The organism is Mycobacterium angelicum, from assembly GCF_002086155.1.
Lineage (GTDB): Bacteria > Actinomycetota > Actinomycetes > Mycobacteriales > Mycobacteriaceae > Mycobacterium > Mycobacterium angelicum.
In genome coordinates, this window is sequence record NZ_MVHE01000014.1 from 80014 (window position 1) to 96905 (window position 16892).

Annotated in this window: 14 protein-coding genes and 1 tRNA gene; 12 read left to right on the top strand and 3 right to left on the bottom strand. The window is 66.3% G+C overall.

Features of this window, described 5'->3' with window-relative positions; genetic code table 11:
- The first annotated feature begins 10 nt into the window (after positions 1–10).
- The 10 genes from BST12_RS12095 (at position 11) to BST12_RS12140 (ending at position 11134) form a co-directional block, all read left to right on the top strand.
- On the top strand, positions 11–754 hold the full coding sequence (locus BST12_RS12095; protein WP_083113364.1) for a CoA transferase subunit A: 744 nt from the start codon (positions 11–13) through the stop codon (positions 752–754).
- A gap of 58 nt (positions 755–812) precedes the next feature.
- Complete coding sequence (locus BST12_RS12100) at positions 813–1460, top strand: CoA transferase subunit B (RefSeq protein ID WP_083113365.1); 648 nt, start codon at positions 813–815, stop codon at positions 1458–1460.
- Positions 1457–3034 carry a carboxyl transferase domain-containing protein gene (locus BST12_RS12105; protein ID WP_083113366.1) on the top strand — a complete coding sequence of 526 codons (1578 nt, stop codon included), beginning with the start codon at positions 1457–1459 and terminating at the stop codon, positions 3032–3034. The genes BST12_RS12100 and BST12_RS12105 overlap by 4 nt, the downstream gene beginning before the upstream one ends.
- Before the next feature lie 3 nt (positions 3035–3037).
- A complete protein-coding gene (locus BST12_RS12110) occupies positions 3038–5008 on the top strand; it encodes an acetyl/propionyl/methylcrotonyl-CoA carboxylase subunit alpha (RefSeq protein WP_083113367.1) in 1971 nt (656 codons plus the stop codon).
- Entirely contained in the window at positions 5005–6171 is a 1167-nt protein-coding gene (locus BST12_RS12115) for an acyl-CoA dehydrogenase family protein (protein ID WP_083113368.1), read from the top strand. The genes BST12_RS12110 and BST12_RS12115 overlap by 4 nt, the downstream gene beginning before the upstream one ends.
- On the top strand, positions 6153–6650 hold the full coding sequence (locus tag BST12_RS12120; RefSeq protein ID WP_139801635.1) for a MaoC family dehydratase: 498 nt from the start codon (positions 6153–6155) through the stop codon (positions 6648–6650). The genes BST12_RS12115 and BST12_RS12120 overlap by 19 nt, the downstream gene beginning before the upstream one ends.
- Positions 6651–6659: 9 nt before the next feature.
- Entirely contained in the window at positions 6660–7481 is an 822-nt protein-coding gene (locus tag BST12_RS12125; protein WP_083113370.1) for an HpcH/HpaI aldolase/citrate lyase family protein, read from the top strand.
- Between the two features lie 350 nt (positions 7482–7831).
- A complete protein-coding gene (gene pdhA / locus BST12_RS12130; protein WP_083113371.1) occupies positions 7832–8923 on the top strand; it encodes a pyruvate dehydrogenase (acetyl-transferring) E1 component subunit alpha in 1092 nt (363 codons plus the stop codon).
- Positions 8924–8933: 10 nt separating this feature from the next.
- On the top strand, positions 8934–9980 hold the full coding sequence (gene bkdB / locus BST12_RS12135; RefSeq protein ID WP_083113372.1) for a 3-methyl-2-oxobutanoate dehydrogenase subunit beta: 1047 nt from the start codon (positions 8934–8936) through the stop codon (positions 9978–9980).
- On the top strand, positions 9977–11134 hold the full coding sequence (locus BST12_RS12140; protein WP_083113373.1) for a dihydrolipoamide acetyltransferase family protein: 1158 nt from the start codon (positions 9977–9979) through the stop codon (positions 11132–11134). Before bkdB ends, BST12_RS12140 begins: the two co-directional genes overlap by 4 nt.
- 5 nt (positions 11135–11139) lie before the next feature.
- On the opposite strand, the gene BST12_RS12145 is transcribed toward BST12_RS12140, so the two are convergent.
- Both BST12_RS12145 and BST12_RS12150 read right to left on the bottom strand, forming a co-directional pair.
- Positions 11140–11913: an enoyl-CoA hydratase gene (locus tag BST12_RS12145; protein WP_083113374.1), complete on the bottom strand. Its 774-nt coding sequence runs from the start codon at positions 11911–11913 to the stop codon at positions 11140–11142.
- 30 nt (positions 11914–11943) lie between these two features.
- Positions 11944–12489 carry a hypothetical protein gene (locus BST12_RS12150; protein ID WP_083113375.1) on the bottom strand — a complete coding sequence of 182 codons (546 nt, stop codon included), beginning with the start codon at positions 12487–12489 and terminating at the stop codon, positions 11944–11946.
- Positions 12490–12830: 341 nt separating this feature from the next.
- On the opposite strand from BST12_RS12150, the gene BST12_RS12155 reads away from it, so the two are divergent.
- Complete coding sequence (locus tag BST12_RS12155) at positions 12831–14717, top strand: PE family protein (RefSeq protein WP_083113376.1); 1887 nt, start codon at positions 12831–12833, stop codon at positions 14715–14717.
- Positions 14718–15223: 506 nt separating this feature from the next.
- Here BST12_RS12155 and BST12_RS12160 read toward each other — a convergent pair.
- Positions 15224–15297, bottom strand: a tRNA-Arg gene (locus BST12_RS12160).
- A 186-nt stretch (positions 15298–15483) separates the two neighbouring features.
- Here BST12_RS12160 and lipQ point away from each other — a divergent pair.
- Entirely contained in the window at positions 15484–16731 is a 1248-nt protein-coding gene (gene lipQ, locus BST12_RS12165; RefSeq protein WP_083113377.1) for an esterase LipQ, read from the top strand.
- The last annotated feature ends 161 nt before the right edge of the window (positions 16732–16892 follow it).

Here is a 16892-nt window from a genome sequence, read left to right on the forward strand (position 1 = left end):
CATGCGGTAAATGGACAAGGTGGTAGCTACCGCCGCTGAGGCGGTGGCGGACATAACCGACGGGTCGTCCCTGGCGGTCGGCGGCTTCGGGTTGTGCGGCATTCCCGAAGCGCTGATCGCAGCGCTGGTGGACAGCGGTGTCACCGACCTGGAGACGGTATCCAACAACTGCGGAGTCGACGGTGTCGGCCTCGGAGTGCTGTTGGAAAACAAGCGAATTCGGCGAACCGTCTCATCGTATGTGGGTGAGAACAAGGAGTTCGCCCGTCAGTTTCTGTCCGGTGAACTCGAAGTCGAGCTAACCCCCCAGGGAACCCTGGCCGAGCGGTTGCGCGCCGGCGGTATGGGCATACCCGGGTTCTACACCCCGGCAGGAGTCGGCACTCAGATCGCCGATGGGGGTCTGCCCTGGCGGTATGACGCCTCAGGGGAGGTGGCGGTGATGTCGCCGCCCAAGGAGACCCGCGAATTCGACGGCGTCACCTATGTTCTCGAGCGTGGCATCCGTACCGACTTCGCGCTGGTGCACGCCTGGAAGGGCGACCGCCACGGCAACCTGGTGTACCGCTACGCGGCAGCCAACTTCAATCCGGAATGCGCTCCGGCCGGGCGGATCACGATCGCAGAGGTTGAACATCTCGTCGAGCCGGGAGAAATAGATCCGGCCACCGTGCACACGCCCGGGGTGTTCGTGCAGCGAGTGGTGCATGTGCCCGATCCCGTGAAGAAGATCGAGAAGGAGACGGTTCGGTGATCACGCCGACGACGATGAGGTGGGGGCACCTCCCGCTTGCGGGGGAGAGTGGCGCAATATGAGCTGGACGCGCGACGAGATGGCCGCGCGGGTGGCGGCGGAATTCGAAGACGGCCAATACATCAACCTCGGCATAGGGATGCCCACCCTGATCCCGAATCACATTCCCGACGGCGTCCACGTCGTGTTGCACTCGGAGAACGGCATCCTCGGTGTCGGCCCGTACCCTCGCCGCGAGGATGTGGACGCCGATCTGATCAACGCGGGTAAGGAAACCGTCACCACGCTGCCCGGCGCCGCGTTCTTCGGTTCAGCGACCTCGTTCGGCATTATCCGCGGCGGCCACCTGGACGTGGCCGTGCTTGGAGCCATGCAAGTTTCGGTGACCGGCGACCTGGCCAACTGGATGATCCCCGGCAAGATGGTCAAAGGCATGGGCGGCGCGATGGACTTGGTGCACGGCGCGCGCAAGGTCATCGTGATGATGGAACACGCCGCCAAAGACGGCAGCCCGAAGATCCTCGAACGCTGTACGTTGCCGTTGACCGGCGTCGGCTGCGTCAACCGCATCGTCACCGAGCTTGCCGTCATCGACATCTGCGACGACGGCCTGCACCTGATCGAAACCGCCCCCGATGTGTCCGTCGAAGAGGTGGTCGCCAAAACCCAACCGCCGCTTGTACTTCGGGATCTGGCAACCCAGTGACGACTATCGCGCCCTCCTTCGCCGACGAGCACCGCCGGCTCGTGGCGGAGTTGAACGACAAGCTTGCCACCGCAGCGCAGGGCGGTAATGAACGCGCCCGGGAACGCCACGTCAGCCGCGGCAAGCTGCTGCCGCGGGAACGGGTGGACCGGCTGCTGGATCCGGGCAGCCCTTTCCTCGAACTGGCTCCGTTGGCCGCCAACGGCATGTACGGCGACGAGTCGCCGGGTGCTGGAATCATCACCGGGATCGGCCGGGTGTCCGGGCGTGAATGTGTGATCGTCGCCAACGACGCAACGGTCAAGGGCGGCACCTATTACCCGATGACGGTCAAGAAGCATCTGCGCGCCCAGGAGGTGGCACTGCAGAACCTGCTGCCGTGCATCTACCTCGTGGACTCCGGCGGCGCCTTCCTGCCGCGCCAAGATGAGGTGTTCCCCGACCGCGAGCACTTCGGCCGGATCTTCTTCAACCAGGCGACCATGAGCGCCAAGGGCATTCCGCAGGTGGCCGCGGTGCTCGGGTCGTGCACGGCGGGCGGCGCCTATGTTCCGGCGATGAGCGACGAAGCCGTGATCGTTCGTGAACAGGGCACAATCTTTCTCGGCGGTCCGCCACTGGTCAAAGCCGCGACTGGGGAAATCGTCTCGGCCGAGGACCTCGGCGGCGGTGACCTGCACTCGCGGGTATCCGGCGTCACCGACCATCTGGCCGACGACGACGAGGATGCGCTGCGCATCGTCCGCTCGATCGCGGCCACTTTCGGACCACGCGAGCCGGCCCAGTGGGACATAACGCGTTCGGTCGAACCCAAACACTCGCCGACCGAGCTCTACGACGTCGTACCGCCGGACCCGCGGGTGCCCTACGACGTACACGAGGTCATCACTCGACTGGTCGACGGCAGCGAATTCAGCGAGTTCAAAGCCAAATACGGCAAAACACTGGTGACCGCGTTCGCCCGCATCCACGGCCATCCGGTCGGCATCATCGCCAACAACGGCGTGCTGTTCAGTGAATCCGCTTTGAAGGGCGCCCATTTCATCGAGTTGTGCGACAAGCGCAAGATCCCGCTGCTGTTCCTGCAGAACATTGCCGGCTTCATGGTCGGCCGCGACTATGAGGCCGGCGGCATCGCCAAGCACGGCGCCAAGATGGTCACCGCGGTGGCCTGCGCACGGGTACCCAAGCTGACCGTGGTGATCGGCGGATCCTATGGCGCAGGCAACTATTCGATGTGTGGACGGGCCTATTCGCCTCGCTTCCTATGGATGTGGCCGAATGCGCGGATCTCGGTGATGGGTGGGGAGCAGGCGGCATCCGTGCTCGCCACCGTGCGCGGTGAGCAGCTGTCCGCCGCCGGCAAGCCGTGGTCGCCCGACGAAGAGGAAGCGTTCAAGGCGCCCATCCGTGAACAGTACGAAGACCAGGGCAACCCCTACTATTCCACCGCCCGGCTGTGGGACGACGGCATTATCGACCCTGTCGACACCAGAACTGTTGTCGGGCTTGCTCTTTCGGCATGTGCGCACGCGCCGCTAGAGCAGGTCTCCTACGGCGTCTTCCGGATGTGATTCATGTTTGACACCGTATTAGTGGCCAACCGCGGCGAGATCGCGGTACGAGTGATCCGCACGCTGCGCCGGCTGGGCATCCGGTCGGTCGCGGTATACAGCGACCCGGACGCCGGAGCGCGCCATGTCCTCGAAGCCGACGTCGCGGTGCGACTGGGGCCGGCCGCGGCGCGACAGAGCTACCTCGATATCGGCAAAGTGGTGGACGCCGCGGTGCGCACCGGATCCCAAGCAATCCATCCCGGCTATGGATTCCTTTCTGAGAACGCCGATTTCGCGGCGGCCTGTGAACGTGCCGGGGTGGTCTTTCTGGGCCCGCCGTCGCGCGCCATCGAGGTGATGGGCGACAAGATCACCGCCAAGAACGCCGTCGCCACCTTCGATGTTCCGGTGGTTCCCGGCGTCGCAAAGCCCGGCCTCGCCGACGACGAACTTGTCAAGGCGGCCGACGAGGTCGGCTACCCGGTGCTGATCAAGCCCTCCGCGGGCGGGGGCGGCAAGGGCATGAGGCTGGTCGAAGAACCGGCCAAGCTGCGTGACGCGCTCATCAGCGCGCGGCGGGAGGCTGCGTCCTCGTTCGGCGACGACACATTATTCCTGGAGCGATTTGTGTTGCGGCCCAGGCATATCGAAGTGCAGATCATCGCGGACGCCCATGGGAACGTTGTGCATCTGGGCGAGCGGGAGTGCAGCCTGCAGCGGCGCCACCAGAAGGTCATCGAGGAGGCGCCGTCGGCGCTGCTCGACGCGGCCACCCGCGCGCGGATCGGGGCCGCGGCCTGCAATACCGCTCGCAGCGTCGACTACGTCGGCGCCGGCACCGTGGAATTCATCGTCTCCGCCGAACGGCCCGACGAATTCTTCTTCATGGAGATGAACACCCGACTGCAGGTCGAACACCCGGTCACCGAGGCGGTCACGGGTCTGGATCTGGTCGAGTGGCAGCTGCGGGTGGGTGCGGGTGAAAAGCTGGCCTTCGCGCAGGACGACATCGAACTGCGCGGGCACGCGATCGAGGCCCGGGTGTACGCCGAAGACCCGGCCCGTGGCTTTCTGCCCACCGGCGGCCGGGTGCTGGACGTGCTGGAGCCCTCGGGCGCCGGAGTGCGGGTGGACTCCTCGCTGTTGGCCGGCACGGTGGTCGGCAGCGACTACGACCCGATGCTGTCGAAGGTGATCGCCCACGGCGACGACCGCGATCAGGCGCTGCAGCGCTTGGACCAGGCGCTGGCACAGACCGCCGTGCTGGGCGTGCAGACCAACGTGGAGTTCCTGCGTTTCCTGCTGGCCGACGAACGTGTGCGTGCCGGAGATCTGGACACGGCGTTGCTGGACGAGCGCCTGGCCGACTTTGCACCGCTGCCCGCACCCGACGACGTGCTGGCAGCCGGTGGGCTCTTCCGGCAGTGGGCTTTGGCACGCCGGGCCGGCGGTGATTTGTGGGCGGCTCCGACCGGATGGCGCGTGGGCGGCGGTGCGGCGCCGGTTCGCACCGAGATGCAAACGCCGCTGCGCAGTGAGACGGTGTCGGTGTGGGGCCCACCCGATGCCGCCAGAGTGCAGGTCGGCGATGGTGAAATCGCCTCGGCGAGTACACAAGTCACCCCGGGTCGGATGCAGGTGACGATCGGCGGAGTGCGGCGGGCGTATCGCTGGGCTGAGGCCGATCGGCACCTGTGGATCGCCGACGAACGCGGAACCTGGCACCTGCGCGAAGCCGAGGAGCACAAGATTCACCGTGCGGTGGGTGAGCGCCAGGCCGAAGTGATCAGCCCCATGCCCGGCAACGTGATCGCCGTGCAGGTTGATTCCGGCGCCGAGGTTTCCGAGGGCGACGTGGTGGTGGTCGTCGAGGCTATGAAGATGGAACACGCGCTGGCGGCCCCGGTTTCGGGGAATGTGGAGATGCTGGTGTCGGTCGGCGATCAAGTGAAGGTCGATCAGGTGCTGGCCCGGATCAAGGACGAATCATGACGACAACGATTCTCGCGGGAACCCTTCCCAAGGAATACGAAGAGCTGCGCGATACGGTGGCCGACTTCGCACGCACCGTGGTTGCGCCGGTGTCGGCCAAACACGATGAGGAGCACAGCTTTCCGTACGAGGTCGTCGTCAAGATGGGCGAAATGGGTCTGTTCGGCCTGCCGTTCCCCGAAGAGTACGGCGGCATGGGCGGCGACTACTTCGCGTTGGCGCTGGCACTGGAAGAGCTGGGCAAGGTCGACCAGTCGGTGGCGATCACGCTGGAAGCCGGGGTGGGCCTGGGTGCGATGCCGATCTACCGGTTCGGCAACGAGGAACAGAAACAGAAGTGGTTGCCAGACCTGATCGCCGGCCGCGCGCTGGCGGGCTTCGGGCTCACCGAACCGGGCGCCGGTTCGGACGCCGGCAGCACCCGCACCACGGCTCGTCTCGAGGGCGATGAGTGGATCATCAACGGCAGCAAGCAATTCATCACCAACTCGGGCACCGACATCACCTCACTGGTGACCATTACCGCGGTCACCGGAAATGTCGCGGACGGCAAGAAGGAGATCTCGACGATCATCGTGCCCAACGGCACACCGGGATTCACCGTGGAGCCGGTCTACAACAAGGTCGGCTGGAACGCCTCGGACACCCACCCGCTGAGCTTCGATGACGCGCGCGTCCCCGCGGAGAACCTGCTTGGCGCCCGCGGAAAGGGCTACGCCAACTTCCTGTCGATCCTCGACGAAGGCCGCATCGCGATCGCCGCACTTGCGACCGGGGTGGCGCAGGGTTGTGTGGACGAGAGTGTCAAATACGCCAAGGAGCGTCAGTCGTTCGGGCAGCCGATCGGCTCGTATCAGGCGATCAGCTTCAAGATCGCGCGGATGGAGGCACGGGCGCACGTGGCGCGCACCGCCTACTATGAGGCCGCGGCGAAAATGTTGGCGGGCAAGCCATTCAAGAAGGAGGCGGCGATCGCCAAAATGGTCTCCTCGGAAGCGGCGATGGATAACGCCCGCGATGCCACACAGATTCACGGGGGATACGGCTTCATGAACGAGTACCCGGTGGCCCGCCACTACCGGGACAGCAAGATTCTCGAAATCGGTGAGGGCACAACCGAGGTGCAGCTGATGCTCATCGCGCGATCACTGGGGCTGTCGTGACAGATAAGGCAATTGTCCAGCGCGGCTTATGGTTTGAAGAGTTCGAGATCGGCACGACCTACCTGCATCGGCCGGGCCGCACCGTCACTGAAGCCGACAACGTTTTGTTCACCACGCTGACGATGAACACCCAGTCGCTGCATCTCGATGCAGCGTGGGCGGCCGAACAGCCGGGCTTTCGGGGGGAGCGGCTGGTCAACTCGATGTTCACCCTCTCAACCCTGGTCGGGTTGTCGGTTTCGCAGCTCACGCTGGGCACCATTGTGGCCAACCTCGGTTTCTCCGAGGTCGCGTTTCCCAAGCCGCTATTTCACGGCGACACTCTGTATGCCGAGACCGTCTGCACCGGCAAGCGGGAATCGAAGAGCCGGCCAGGTGAGGGGATAGTCACGCTCGAGCACACCGGGCGCAACCAGGATGGCGAGATCGTCGCGCGGGCGGTGCGCACCACGCTGGTGCAGAAGCAGCCCAGTAAATGAGGAGGCACGATGAGCCTGCGTGATGCCGGTCCCGGGTGGTTGTTCTGCCCGGCCGATCGCCCCGAGCGGTTCGCCAAAGCGGCCGCCGCCGCCGACGTGGTCATCCTCGACCTCGAAGACGGTGTGTCCGAGGCGGAGAAACCGGCCGCGCGCAAAGCCCTGCAGGACACGCCCCTGGATCCCGAGCGCACTGTCGTGCGGATCAACGCGGGTGGCACCGATGATCAGGCCCGCGATCTGGAGGCCTTGGCCGGTACTCGATACACGACACTGATGCTGCCTAAGGCGGAGTCCGCGGCGCAGGTGACGGGCCTTGCCCCGCGCGACGTCATCGCGCTGGTGGAGACCGCACGCGGAGCTGTGTTCGCCTCCGAAATCGCCGCCGCCGATAACACCGTGGGGATGATGTGGGGCGCCGAGGATCTCATCGCCACCCTGGGCGGCAGCTCCAGCCGCCGGGCCGACGGCGCCTATCGGGATGTCACTCGCCACGTCCGGTCGGTGATTCTGCTGGCGGCTTCGGCGTTCGGCCGCCTTGCCCTGGACGCCGTGCACCTGGACATCCGCGATATCGATGGCCTGCAGGCCGAGGCGGTCGACGCCGCGACGGTGGGTTTCGACGTCACCGTGTGCATCCATCCCAGCCAGGTTCCGGTGGTGCGCAAGGCGTATCGCCCTGCCGAGGACAAGCTGGACTGGGCGCGACGGGTGCTGGCTGCATCCCGAAACGAGCGTGGGGTGTTCGCGTTCGAAGGGCAGATGGTCGATGCCCCGGTGCTACGGCACGCCGAAATGATGTTGCGCAGGGCCGGGGAACCCGTTTCCGAGTGACGGTTGCTGGTTCGCTGGAGCCGGCGTCCTGCCCCGGCGCTTTCGATGCGGTCTCGGCCGAGTGTCCATAACAGATTCGACACGGTCTTTGCGGTTCCGCGATTCGCCGCGGTGTCTTCGCATTTGGGGGCATAATGGGCAACAGCGCCAGTGTTGCGGCGAGCGAAGTCTTTCGTGCAACTGGCGGTCGACTTCGGCTCGCGGTTGTTCCCGGCTGGGAATTTGCTGCGGTCGCCGCACCGCGGGTGCCGACGCGAAGGATGGAACGCAGTTGACTGGTGATTCGTTACCGGAAGGACGGCATCTGCTGACGGCGTGACCGCGTTGTGGCTCCGAACTTGGGAGGCGGTATGGCGGAGAATTCTCCAAAGCCGATGACTGTCGACCTCGAGCCGGTGCAGCTCATCGCTCCCAATGGCACGTCTACCGCCGAACACCGCTATCGGCACGACCTTCCCGCGGAAACGCTGTGCTGGCTCTACGAGATGATGGTGGTAACTCGCGAGCTGGATATCGAGTTCATCAACCTCAAGCGCCAAGGAGAATTGGCGCTTTTCGCGTCCTGCCGGGGGCAGGAAGCCGCACAAGTCGGTGCGACGGCCCCGTTGCTCAAGACGGACTGGTTGTTCCCGCAATACCGGGAGCTGGGTGCCTACCTGGTACGCGGTATCCCGCCCGGGCACGTCGGCGCGGCATGGCGTGGAACGTGGCACGGCGGGCTGGAATTCACCAAGAAGTGCTGTGCCCCGATGTCGATTCCGATCGGCACCCAGGCGTTGCATGCCGTCGGCGCGGCGATGGCCGCGCAACGCCTGGGTGAGGCTTCGGTAACGGTGGCATTCCTCGGCGACGGCGCCACCAGCGAGGGTGATGTGCATGAGGCGCTGAATTTTGCCGCCGTGTTCAACGTGCCCTGTGTGTTCTATGTGCAGAACAACCAGTGGGCCATCTCGCTGCCGGTGTCCAGACAGACCGCCGCACCCTCGATCGCGCACAAGGCGATCGGCTACGGAATGCCCGGCGTCCGGGTGGATGGCAACGACGTGCTGGCCTGCTACGCGGTGATGGGCGAGGCTGCCGCGCGCGCCCGCGGTGGCGGCGGGCCGACCTTGGTCGAGGCCGTCACCTACCGCCTGGGCCCGCACACCACCGCCGACGACCCGGCCCGCTACCGCAGCCTGGAGGAAGTGCGGCATTGGACCGAATTGGATCCGATTCCGCGCTACCGCACCTACCTGCAAAACCAGGGATTGTGGTCAGAGCGCTTGGCGGATCGGGTGGCCGCGCACGGTAAGCGGGCTCGCACCGAACTGCGCGACGCCGTGTTCGGGGCAACCGATTTCGACGTCGACGACGTGTTCACCGCGGTGTTCGCCGAGATCACGCCCGGTCTGGAAGCGCAGCGCCAACAGCTGCGGGCCGAGTTGGCCAGGACCGAGTGAGCAGGCCGGCATGACGCAGATCATCGATCCTCCCGCTCGTTCGGACGAAACGCTCACGACCTCGGTGGCAAGTGAGGCGCAGCAGCTGACCATGGTGGCCGCGATCAACCGTGCGCTGCATGACGCGATGGCCGCTGACGACCGGGTTTTGGTGTTCGGTGAGGACGTCGGTGTCGAGGGCGGGGTGTTCCGGGTGACCGAGGGCCTGGCCGAAACCTTCGGCGCGCAGCGGTGCTTTGACACGCCGTTGGCCGAGTCCGCATTGATCGGCATCGCCGTCGGACTGGCGTTGCGTGGTTTCGTGCCGGTGCCCGAGATTCAGTTCGACGGCTTTTCATACCCCGCCTTCGATCAGGTGGTCAGTCATCTGGCCAAGTACCGCAGCCGTACCCGCGGCGAGGTGAACATGCCGGTGACGGTGCGGATCCCGTCATTCGGCGGAATCGGTGCGGCCGAACATCATTCGGAGTCCACCGAGGCCTATTGGGCGCACACCGCCGGCCTGAAAGTGGTGGTCCCGTCCAATCCCGGCGACGCGTACTGGTTGCTGCGGGACGCGATCGCCTGTCCGGATCCGGTGATCTATCTGGAGCCCAAGCGGCGCTATCAGGGTCGTGGATTCGTCGATACCACTGCGCCCCAACCGCCGATCGGGCAGGCGATGGTGCGCAGGCCGGGTACCGACGTCACCGTCGTAACGTACGGCAGCCTGGTCGGGACCGCGGTTTCCACCGCGGAAGAGGCTCAGCGGCAACGGGATTGGAGCATGGAGGTCATCGACCTGCGGTCGCTTGTTCCGTTGGACTTCGATACGGTCGCCGCGTCGATCCGTCGAACCGGGCGTTGCGTCGTGATGCACGAGGGGCCGCGCAGCCTGGGCTACGGTGCTGGTCTGGTCGCGCGCATCCAGGAAGAGATGTTCTACGAGCTGGAAGCTCCGGTGTTGCGCGCCTGCGGCTTTGATACTCCCTACCCGCCGGCCCGGCTGGAGAAGCTGTGGCTACCGGGTCCGGACCGGTTGCTGGACTGCGTCGAACGCGCACTGGCGCTGCCATGAGCACCGACGACCGGGTCAAGTCTTTCCGGGTTCCCGACCTCGGCGAGGGTCTGGAAGAGGTGACGCTGACCTATTGGGCGGTTTCCGTCGGTGACGAGGTACAACTCAACCAGACGTTGTGTTCGGTGGAGACCGCCAAGGCCGAGGTTGAGATCCCGAGCCCCTATGCCGGGCGAATCGTCGAATTGGGCGGCGCGCCAGGCGATGTGATCAAAGTTGGCGCGGTATTGGTGCGCATCGCGCCCGCTGGGTCCGGTGGGCCCAATGGGCAAGCCACGGTGCCCACGCTGGTCGGTTACGGCGCCGATTCCGGCGTCGACACCAGCCGGCGGGTGAGCCGGCCGAAGGCCGCGCCGCCGGCGCGCAAGCTGGCCAAGGAGCTGCTGGTCGACTTGGCCGCGCTGCAGCGCGGCGACAAGGTCATTACCCGAGCCGACGTGCTGGCCGCTGCGCAGGATGGTGGCGTCGACGTCCGCTCGGTCCGCGGGGTGCAGGCGCGCATGGCCGAGAAAATGACGTTGTCGCACAAGGAAATACCGGCAGCGAAGGTCAGCGTTGAAGTCGTTTGCACCGAATTGCTGCGGTTGCGTGACCGCCTTCGCCCTGCCCTGCCCGAAATCACGCCGTTTGTGCTGACGTTGCGATTATTGGTTATTGCGCTGAAGCACAACGAGATTCTCAACTCGGCCTGGGTCGACTCAGCCGACGGGCCGCAGATACGTGTGCACCGCGACGTCCGGCTGGGCTTCGCCGTGGCCACCGAACGCGGTTTGCTGGTTCCGGTGATCAACGACGCTCAGCACAAGACGCTGCGCGAATTGGCATGCCGGACGGCAGAGTTGATCGATGGAGCGCGTGCAGGCAGCCTGATGCCGGGGGAGCTGCAAGGTTCGACGTTCACCGTGACGAACTTCGGGGCACTAGGTGCCGACGACGGCGTGCCGGTGATAAACCACCCCGAAGCCGCGATCCTGGGCATGGGGGCGATCAAGCCGCGCCCGGTCGCCGTCGGCGATGAGGTCGTCGTGCGACCGACGATGACACTGACGTGTGTGTTCGACCACCGCATTGCCGACGGCGCCCAAGCGGCGAGTTTTATTTGTGAGCTACGCGATCTCATCGAATCGCCCGAGACCGCGCTGTTGGACCTCTAAGCCGGCTACCGGCGTTGCGCGGCAGCCAATCGGGCCGCAAATTCGGGGGATTGCAGCGATTTGGCCTGCGGACCGATTTCGGTGCGCATGGCCAGCTCGTGCTGTTCGTTGTCCAGCGAGCCTGGGCTGGCGGTGGCGCGCATCGTGGCTTTCGTAGCCAACACGACCTCGCGCGGAGCCGCGGCGGGTCCGGCGGCCAGTTCCAGGGCAGCGGCGACGGGATCGTCGGCGACCGTGAGCGCTAACCCGTGCCGCAGCGCGGCTTGGGCATCGAAACGCATTCCGAACAGCAACGCCGCGCGGGCCACTTGCGGCCCCACCGCTCGCTGCAGCATCCAGGTCGCACCCCCGCCGGGATGGATGCCCAACTTCTGGAATCGAGGGTCGAACCATGCGGCGGGCCCGGCGATGCGCACGTCGGCGGCCAGGGCGAGGTTCAGACCGGCGCCCACGGCGGCGCCGTTGACCGCGGCGATGGTCGGCAGGCTGCAATTGCCGACGGCCATGAATCCGTCGTAGATCCGCAACAATCCCGGCTCGGTCTCGCTGCCGGCCCCGGCGCCGCCGAGGGCGCTCAAGTCTGCGCCGGCGCAGAAGGCTTTGCCCGCACCGGTGAGCACCACCGCGTGGACGTCGGTGTCGGCCTCGGCCCGTTCCACCGCGGCGCGCAGCAGCGCCGAGGACTTCTCGGTGATGGCGTTGCGGCGGTCCGGGTCGTTGACGGTGATCAGCGCGACGCGGTTGCTGACGCTGTACAACACGAGATCGGATTCGGCCATCGGGCAACCCTACGTGTCGACCCCGTGGGCTTACTTACCTGACTTGGTTTGTGGAGTCGTCTTTGCCGCTTTGGCAATCTTCTTGGACTGCACGACCCGATGGTCGCCGCATTGCCAGCACTCATAACTCGAGTCGTTCTCGGGGACGTTCTGGGCCGCGCCGCAGCGCGGGCAGATGAATTTGCGTCGCCCCTCGGGGATCTTCGTCTTGGCAGCGGCTTCCACGCGCGGACCGCCGAATCGCGGATATTCGATGTCCACACTCTGATCGCAACGCCAGCAGTCGAAGCTTTGCGCTCCGGCCTTGATGTATTGGGTGGCCGCACAACGAGGACAGACCAGACCCGCGCGGCCCGGCATCGCGGTGTCGGGTTCGCGGGGAGCTGCGACGGCAGCGAATCCCACGCCTAGCGGACCGAGGAACACCAGGGTGAGAAAAAAGAACGTCGTTTCTCGTCCGCGCGGCGCAACCGCAGCCGCCACGATCGCGCTCAGCAGCCAAAAGAAGATGATCGCGCTGGCATACGGCGCAAGGCTGGTGCCGAGGTCGAACGTCGTCTGCTGGTTGGAGTTCATCTGGTAAGTGTCCGCCCGACGTGCAAGTCGTGCTCACCGTGGCTGGGCTCGGCGCTTGGTGCAGAAGCCCTACCCGTACGGTTCCCCCACAAAAATGGCCTCCAGAAGATTTGGGCCCCCCGACCCGCATTGCACGTTATCGGATCGGTTGCCTTCGCGGATGAAATTCGCGAAAGCCGTCAAAAAGCCCAGTTCTCTTGCACACTGCGGGATTTGATGAGTCGCGCCAGAGTCGCGATGGAAATCGCCGTTTGGGCATACGCTGCTGCTTGTCGCTGTTGTCCGGACCCGGCGGTAGGCGCTTATCGCCGGGAAGTCCTTCACTAGATGGGAGATTGGGCATGTCGTTTGTGGTCACGGTGCCGGAATCAGTGTCGGCGGTGGCGACCGAGCTGGCGAATATCGGCTCGACGATCAGTTCGGCGAACACGGCGGCGGCGTTGCCCACGACACGAGTGTTGGCCGCCGCCGCAGACGAGGTGTCGGCGGCGATCGCGGCGCTGTTCGGTGCGCATGCGCAGGGGTATCAGTCGCTGAGCGGCCAGGCGGCGGCGTTTCACGATCAGTTCGTGCGAGCGCTGTCCGCCGGTGCCGCGTCATATGCGGCCGCTGAGACTACCAACGCGTCGGTCATGCAAACCCTGGAGCAGAGTGTGCTGAGCGTGGTGAATGCGCCGACACAGACGCTGTTGGGACGTCCCATCATCGGCAACGGCGCCAACGGGACGTCGCCTGGCCAGCCCGGCGGGGCGGGCGGGTTGTTGTTCGGAAACGGCGGAAACGGCGCGGCCGGCGGCGCCGGCCAGCCCGGCGGTGCAGGCGGTGCCGCGGGCCTCATCGGCAACGGCGGTACGGGCGGAACGGGCGGCGCCGGCGCCGCCGGTGGCGCGGGTGGAGCCGGCGGGTGGCTGTACGGCAACGGCGGTGGTGGCGGGACCGGTGGTGTCGGCGTGGCCGGCATAAACGGCGGCATTGGAGCTATGGGGGGCAACGGCGGCAACGCCGGTCTAATGGGCGCCGGAGGCGCCGGTGGCACCGGAGGCGCCGGACTAGCGGGGGCAACGGGCGTCAACCCCACCGCCGGGCCCGCTGCCAGCCCAGGGACCAGCCCCGCCGATGTCGCTGGCGGGGGCAGCCAGACTGGCGCGGCCGGCGGGACCGGCTCGTCGGGCAGCGTCCTGACTCCGACGGGCGGAACCGGCGGCGAAGGCGCCAGCGCGACGTCCTACAGTGGTACGAGCGTCGTCGCCAAGGGCGGTGACGGTGGCAATGGTGGCGCCTCGATCGCGGGCGGTGCTGGCGCTGCCGGGGGTGCTGGTGGTGCCGGGACGATCACCGACTTCAACGGCACCGCCATCGGCGGTAACGGCGGCGACGGGACCGCGGCGGTGGCCGCCGGCAGCACGGGCGGCGCGGGCGGCGCCGGCGGCATTGCCACCACGGTGCGCGGCGTCGGTATTACTACGGGCGGCAGTGGCGGTTCCGGCAACGCCGGTGCCGCAGGGACCTCCGGCGGCAATGGCAGCGCCGGCGGGGCCGGTGGCGCGGGCGGTACTGGCGGAACGCTGTTTGGCAACGGCGGCGCAGGCGGCGTGGGTGGCGTAGGAGGGGCCGGCGGCACGGGAGCAGTCGGTGGTGCCGGCGGTATCGGTGGTAACGCGGGCAGCGCGACGGTCAACGGCCTCAGCAGTTCCTCCGGCATCATGGCCGTCGGCGGCACGGGCGGTGACGGCGCCGCCGGTAGCACCGGCGGCACCGGCGGCACTGGCGGTGCCGGCGGAGCGGGCGGTAACGGTGGCGCGGCCGTCGGACTGTTCGGCAACGGCGGCAACGGCGGCAACGCCGGGATCGGTGGTGTCGGCGGCTTCGGTGGGGTAGGAGGGGCAGGAGGCCACGCCGGCGCGGGTGGCAACGCAAACGGCGTCGTGTCTGGGGTTACGTCTGTCGCCGGTGGTGGAGGCGCCGGTGGTGACGCCGGCAACGGCGGCACTGGCGGAACCGGCGGTGTCGCTGGCGCTCCCGGTGGAGCGGGTGGGCGCGGCGGGCTACTGAGCGGTGGCACGGGAACCGGTGGTGCGGCGGGCGCCGGTGGCGCGGGTGGTACGGGCGGCGATGCCGGCACCGTTGGTACCGGCGGCAAGGGAGGAAGCGCTAACGGCGGGCCGCCCCTCCCGTCAGGACCTAACGGCCACCCAGGTACCCAAGGTGCGAACGGCGCACCAGGCTAAACACCTGGTCGCGTAGGCGCGAAGCCGCACTCGGGCCATGTGTCTTCGCTCCGATAACGCAAATACTGTGCGGTGAACTCCGGCGGCCCTAACCCCCTGGCCTTAACAGTTGTGCCAAGGCGGCGAAGCAATCGACCGATCCGCTCAACGGCCAGCCAAATTCGGTGTTGGGACGCCATCCGGACGCTGGGGAGCCTGTTGTCAATCTGGCTCATGGACCACTGACAACTAACGACGTTTTGCCGGTGACACCCATGTCGGAGCCCGACTTGGCGAGCTGGGGCCAGTGGGGCTGATGCGGTATATGGGATGGGAGTGACCGCGAGCCTGGCTACATTGACGGAAGGGAAAATCCCGCAGTTTCAGACCTTCGGACTGCTCTTGGCGGCAAACGAAGAGCGCCTGGTTTGTTCCCCTTCCCGCCCAGGTGGGTTTGGCGCGGGCGGGCGGAACCGCAAAGTCATAAGATTAGCTAATTAAGGCTCTGAACAGGCAAAAGGCGTTTGTGCCCCCGGCACGACTCGAACGTGCGACCTAGGGATTAGAAGGCCCTTGCTCTATCCACCTGAGCTACGGAGGCAATGCGCAGGTCAGTCTATCGAACCGCGCTTCAAGATCACTTCTCGCGACACAGCGGGCTCGAAAAGTCTTCCGCTGCGCCAAATATCGGTTATGGTGTGAGCCTCGACACACGTACAACACCGGCCAGTAATCGGCCGTTAACCGCAACGACGCGTGTGCCTGACGTCGAGGGGTGGGCTTTGTAATGTGCATGGCCAGTGTGACTTCGCGGTGTTCGCGGGCTGGTGCCCACGCGCTGCGGCAAGGTGCCCAGTTGGCGGCCGACGCCAGAGATACGGCCAGGGCCGGCGCCCTGCTGCTCCGCGGTTCGCCGTTTGCCCTGGGTTGGGTCGCCGGTTGGTTGGCGACGGAATTTCCCCCGCACGTTGTGACCGGCCACGCCTTGTCCCGCGTATCCCCGCCGTCGCTGCACCGAGTTGCCACCAATTGGGCCGCCCAGCGCGCCGATCACGCACTCACTGCCGCGCTCGAGGAGTCGTTCGGATCTGACTTCCGCGACGCCGTAAGTCACCCGACCGGCGACCCGGCGGCCGTCATGCGTCGGGGCGGCCTATTGCCGTCCGGGCCGCACCGCCGGTATGCCGCACATACTTCCGACATCTCCTATGGGCCGCGTGGTCAGGCCAACCTGCTCGACATCTGGCGGCGTCCCGATCTGGCTCCCGGCTGTCGTGCACCGGTGCTCATCCAGGTCCCAGGCGGCGCATGGTCGGTCAACGGAAAGCGTCCCCAGGCCTACACGCTGATGAGCCGGATGGTGGAACTCGGCTGGATCTGCGTGTCCATCAACTACAGCAAGAGCCCGCGCTGCGCCTTCCCGGCCCACATCATCGACGTCAAGAGGGCGATCGCGTGGGTCCGCGAGAACATCGGCGACTACGGCGGCGACTCCGATTTCATCGCGATCACCGGCGGATCAGCGGGGGCACACCTGGCGTCCCTGGCGGCTCTGACCCCCAACGATCCACAGTTTCAGCCCGGCTTCGAACAGGCCGACACCACCGTGCAGGCCGTCGCGCCTTACTACGGCGTCTATGACTTCACCGACTTCGAGAACATGCACGAGATGATGCTGCCCTTCCTTGAGCAGTTCGTGATGAAGGCCCGCTACGCCGAGGACCCGGAACGGTTCACCGCGGCGTCGCCGATTTCATACGCGCACAGCGAAGCCCCGCCGTTCTTCGTGCTGCACGGCGAGAAGGACCAGCTGGTCCCCAGCGGCCAGGCGCGAGCGTTCTGTGCGGCGCTGCGCGGAGCCGGCGCCACCACCGTCGCCTATGCCGAGCTGGCGAACGCCCACCACGCATTCGACATCACTCCCACCGTGCGCTCACGGCTGGCTGCCAACGCGGTCGCGGACTTCCTCGGTGTGGTCTACGGGCGGCGCGGGCTGATGGAATCGTTGGCGCTATCGGCGACTCCGGCCAGCTAGAACGCATCCGCGTCAGTCCAACTGGATTGACCGGCAACCTCTTTCGTGAGTAGGCCCGCGGCTGGTGCCGCACTGAGTCGATCCTCACTCATGCTCGGCTTTCACCACCGCGTCAACGGGACTAGCGTTGGGTGGGCATTGTCTATGAGCGTTTGCTTTGT

What these genes read in the sequence shown, in the direction of transcription:
- BST12_RS12095 (WP_083113364.1), top strand. Translation starts at nt 11, where the DNA reads ATGGACAAGGTGGTAGCTACCGCCGCTGAGGCGGTGGCGGACATAACC.
- BST12_RS12100 (WP_083113365.1), top strand. Translation starts at nt 813, where the DNA reads ATGAGCTGGACGCGCGACGAGATGGCCGCGCGGGTGGCGGCGGAATTC.
- BST12_RS12110 (WP_083113367.1), top strand. Translation starts at nt 3,038, where the DNA reads ATGTTTGACACCGTATTAGTGGCCAACCGCGGCGAGATCGCGGTACGA.
- BST12_RS12115 (WP_083113368.1), top strand. Translation starts at nt 5,005, where the DNA reads ATGACGACAACGATTCTCGCGGGAACCCTTCCCAAGGAATACGAAGAG.
- BST12_RS12125 (WP_083113370.1), top strand. Translation starts at nt 6,660, where the DNA reads ATGAGCCTGCGTGATGCCGGTCCCGGGTGGTTGTTCTGCCCGGCCGAT.
- pdhA (WP_083113371.1), top strand. Translation starts at nt 7,832, where the DNA reads ATGGCGGAGAATTCTCCAAAGCCGATGACTGTCGACCTCGAGCCGGTG.
- bkdB (WP_083113372.1), top strand. Translation starts at nt 8,934, where the DNA reads ATGACGCAGATCATCGATCCTCCCGCTCGTTCGGACGAAACGCTCACG.
- BST12_RS12140 (WP_083113373.1), top strand. Translation starts at nt 9,977, where the DNA reads ATGAGCACCGACGACCGGGTCAAGTCTTTCCGGGTTCCCGACCTCGGC.
- BST12_RS12145 (WP_083113374.1), bottom strand. Translation starts at nt 11,913, where the DNA reads ATGGCCGAATCCGATCTCGTGTTGTACAGCGTCAGCAACCGCGTCGCG.
- BST12_RS12150 (WP_083113375.1), bottom strand. Translation starts at nt 12,489, where the DNA reads ATGAACTCCAACCAGCAGACGACGTTCGACCTCGGCACCAGCCTTGCG.
- BST12_RS12155 (WP_083113376.1), top strand. Translation starts at nt 12,831, where the DNA reads ATGTCGTTTGTGGTCACGGTGCCGGAATCAGTGTCGGCGGTGGCGACC.
- lipQ (WP_083113377.1), top strand. Translation starts at nt 15,484, where the DNA reads ATGTGCATGGCCAGTGTGACTTCGCGGTGTTCGCGGGCTGGTGCCCAC.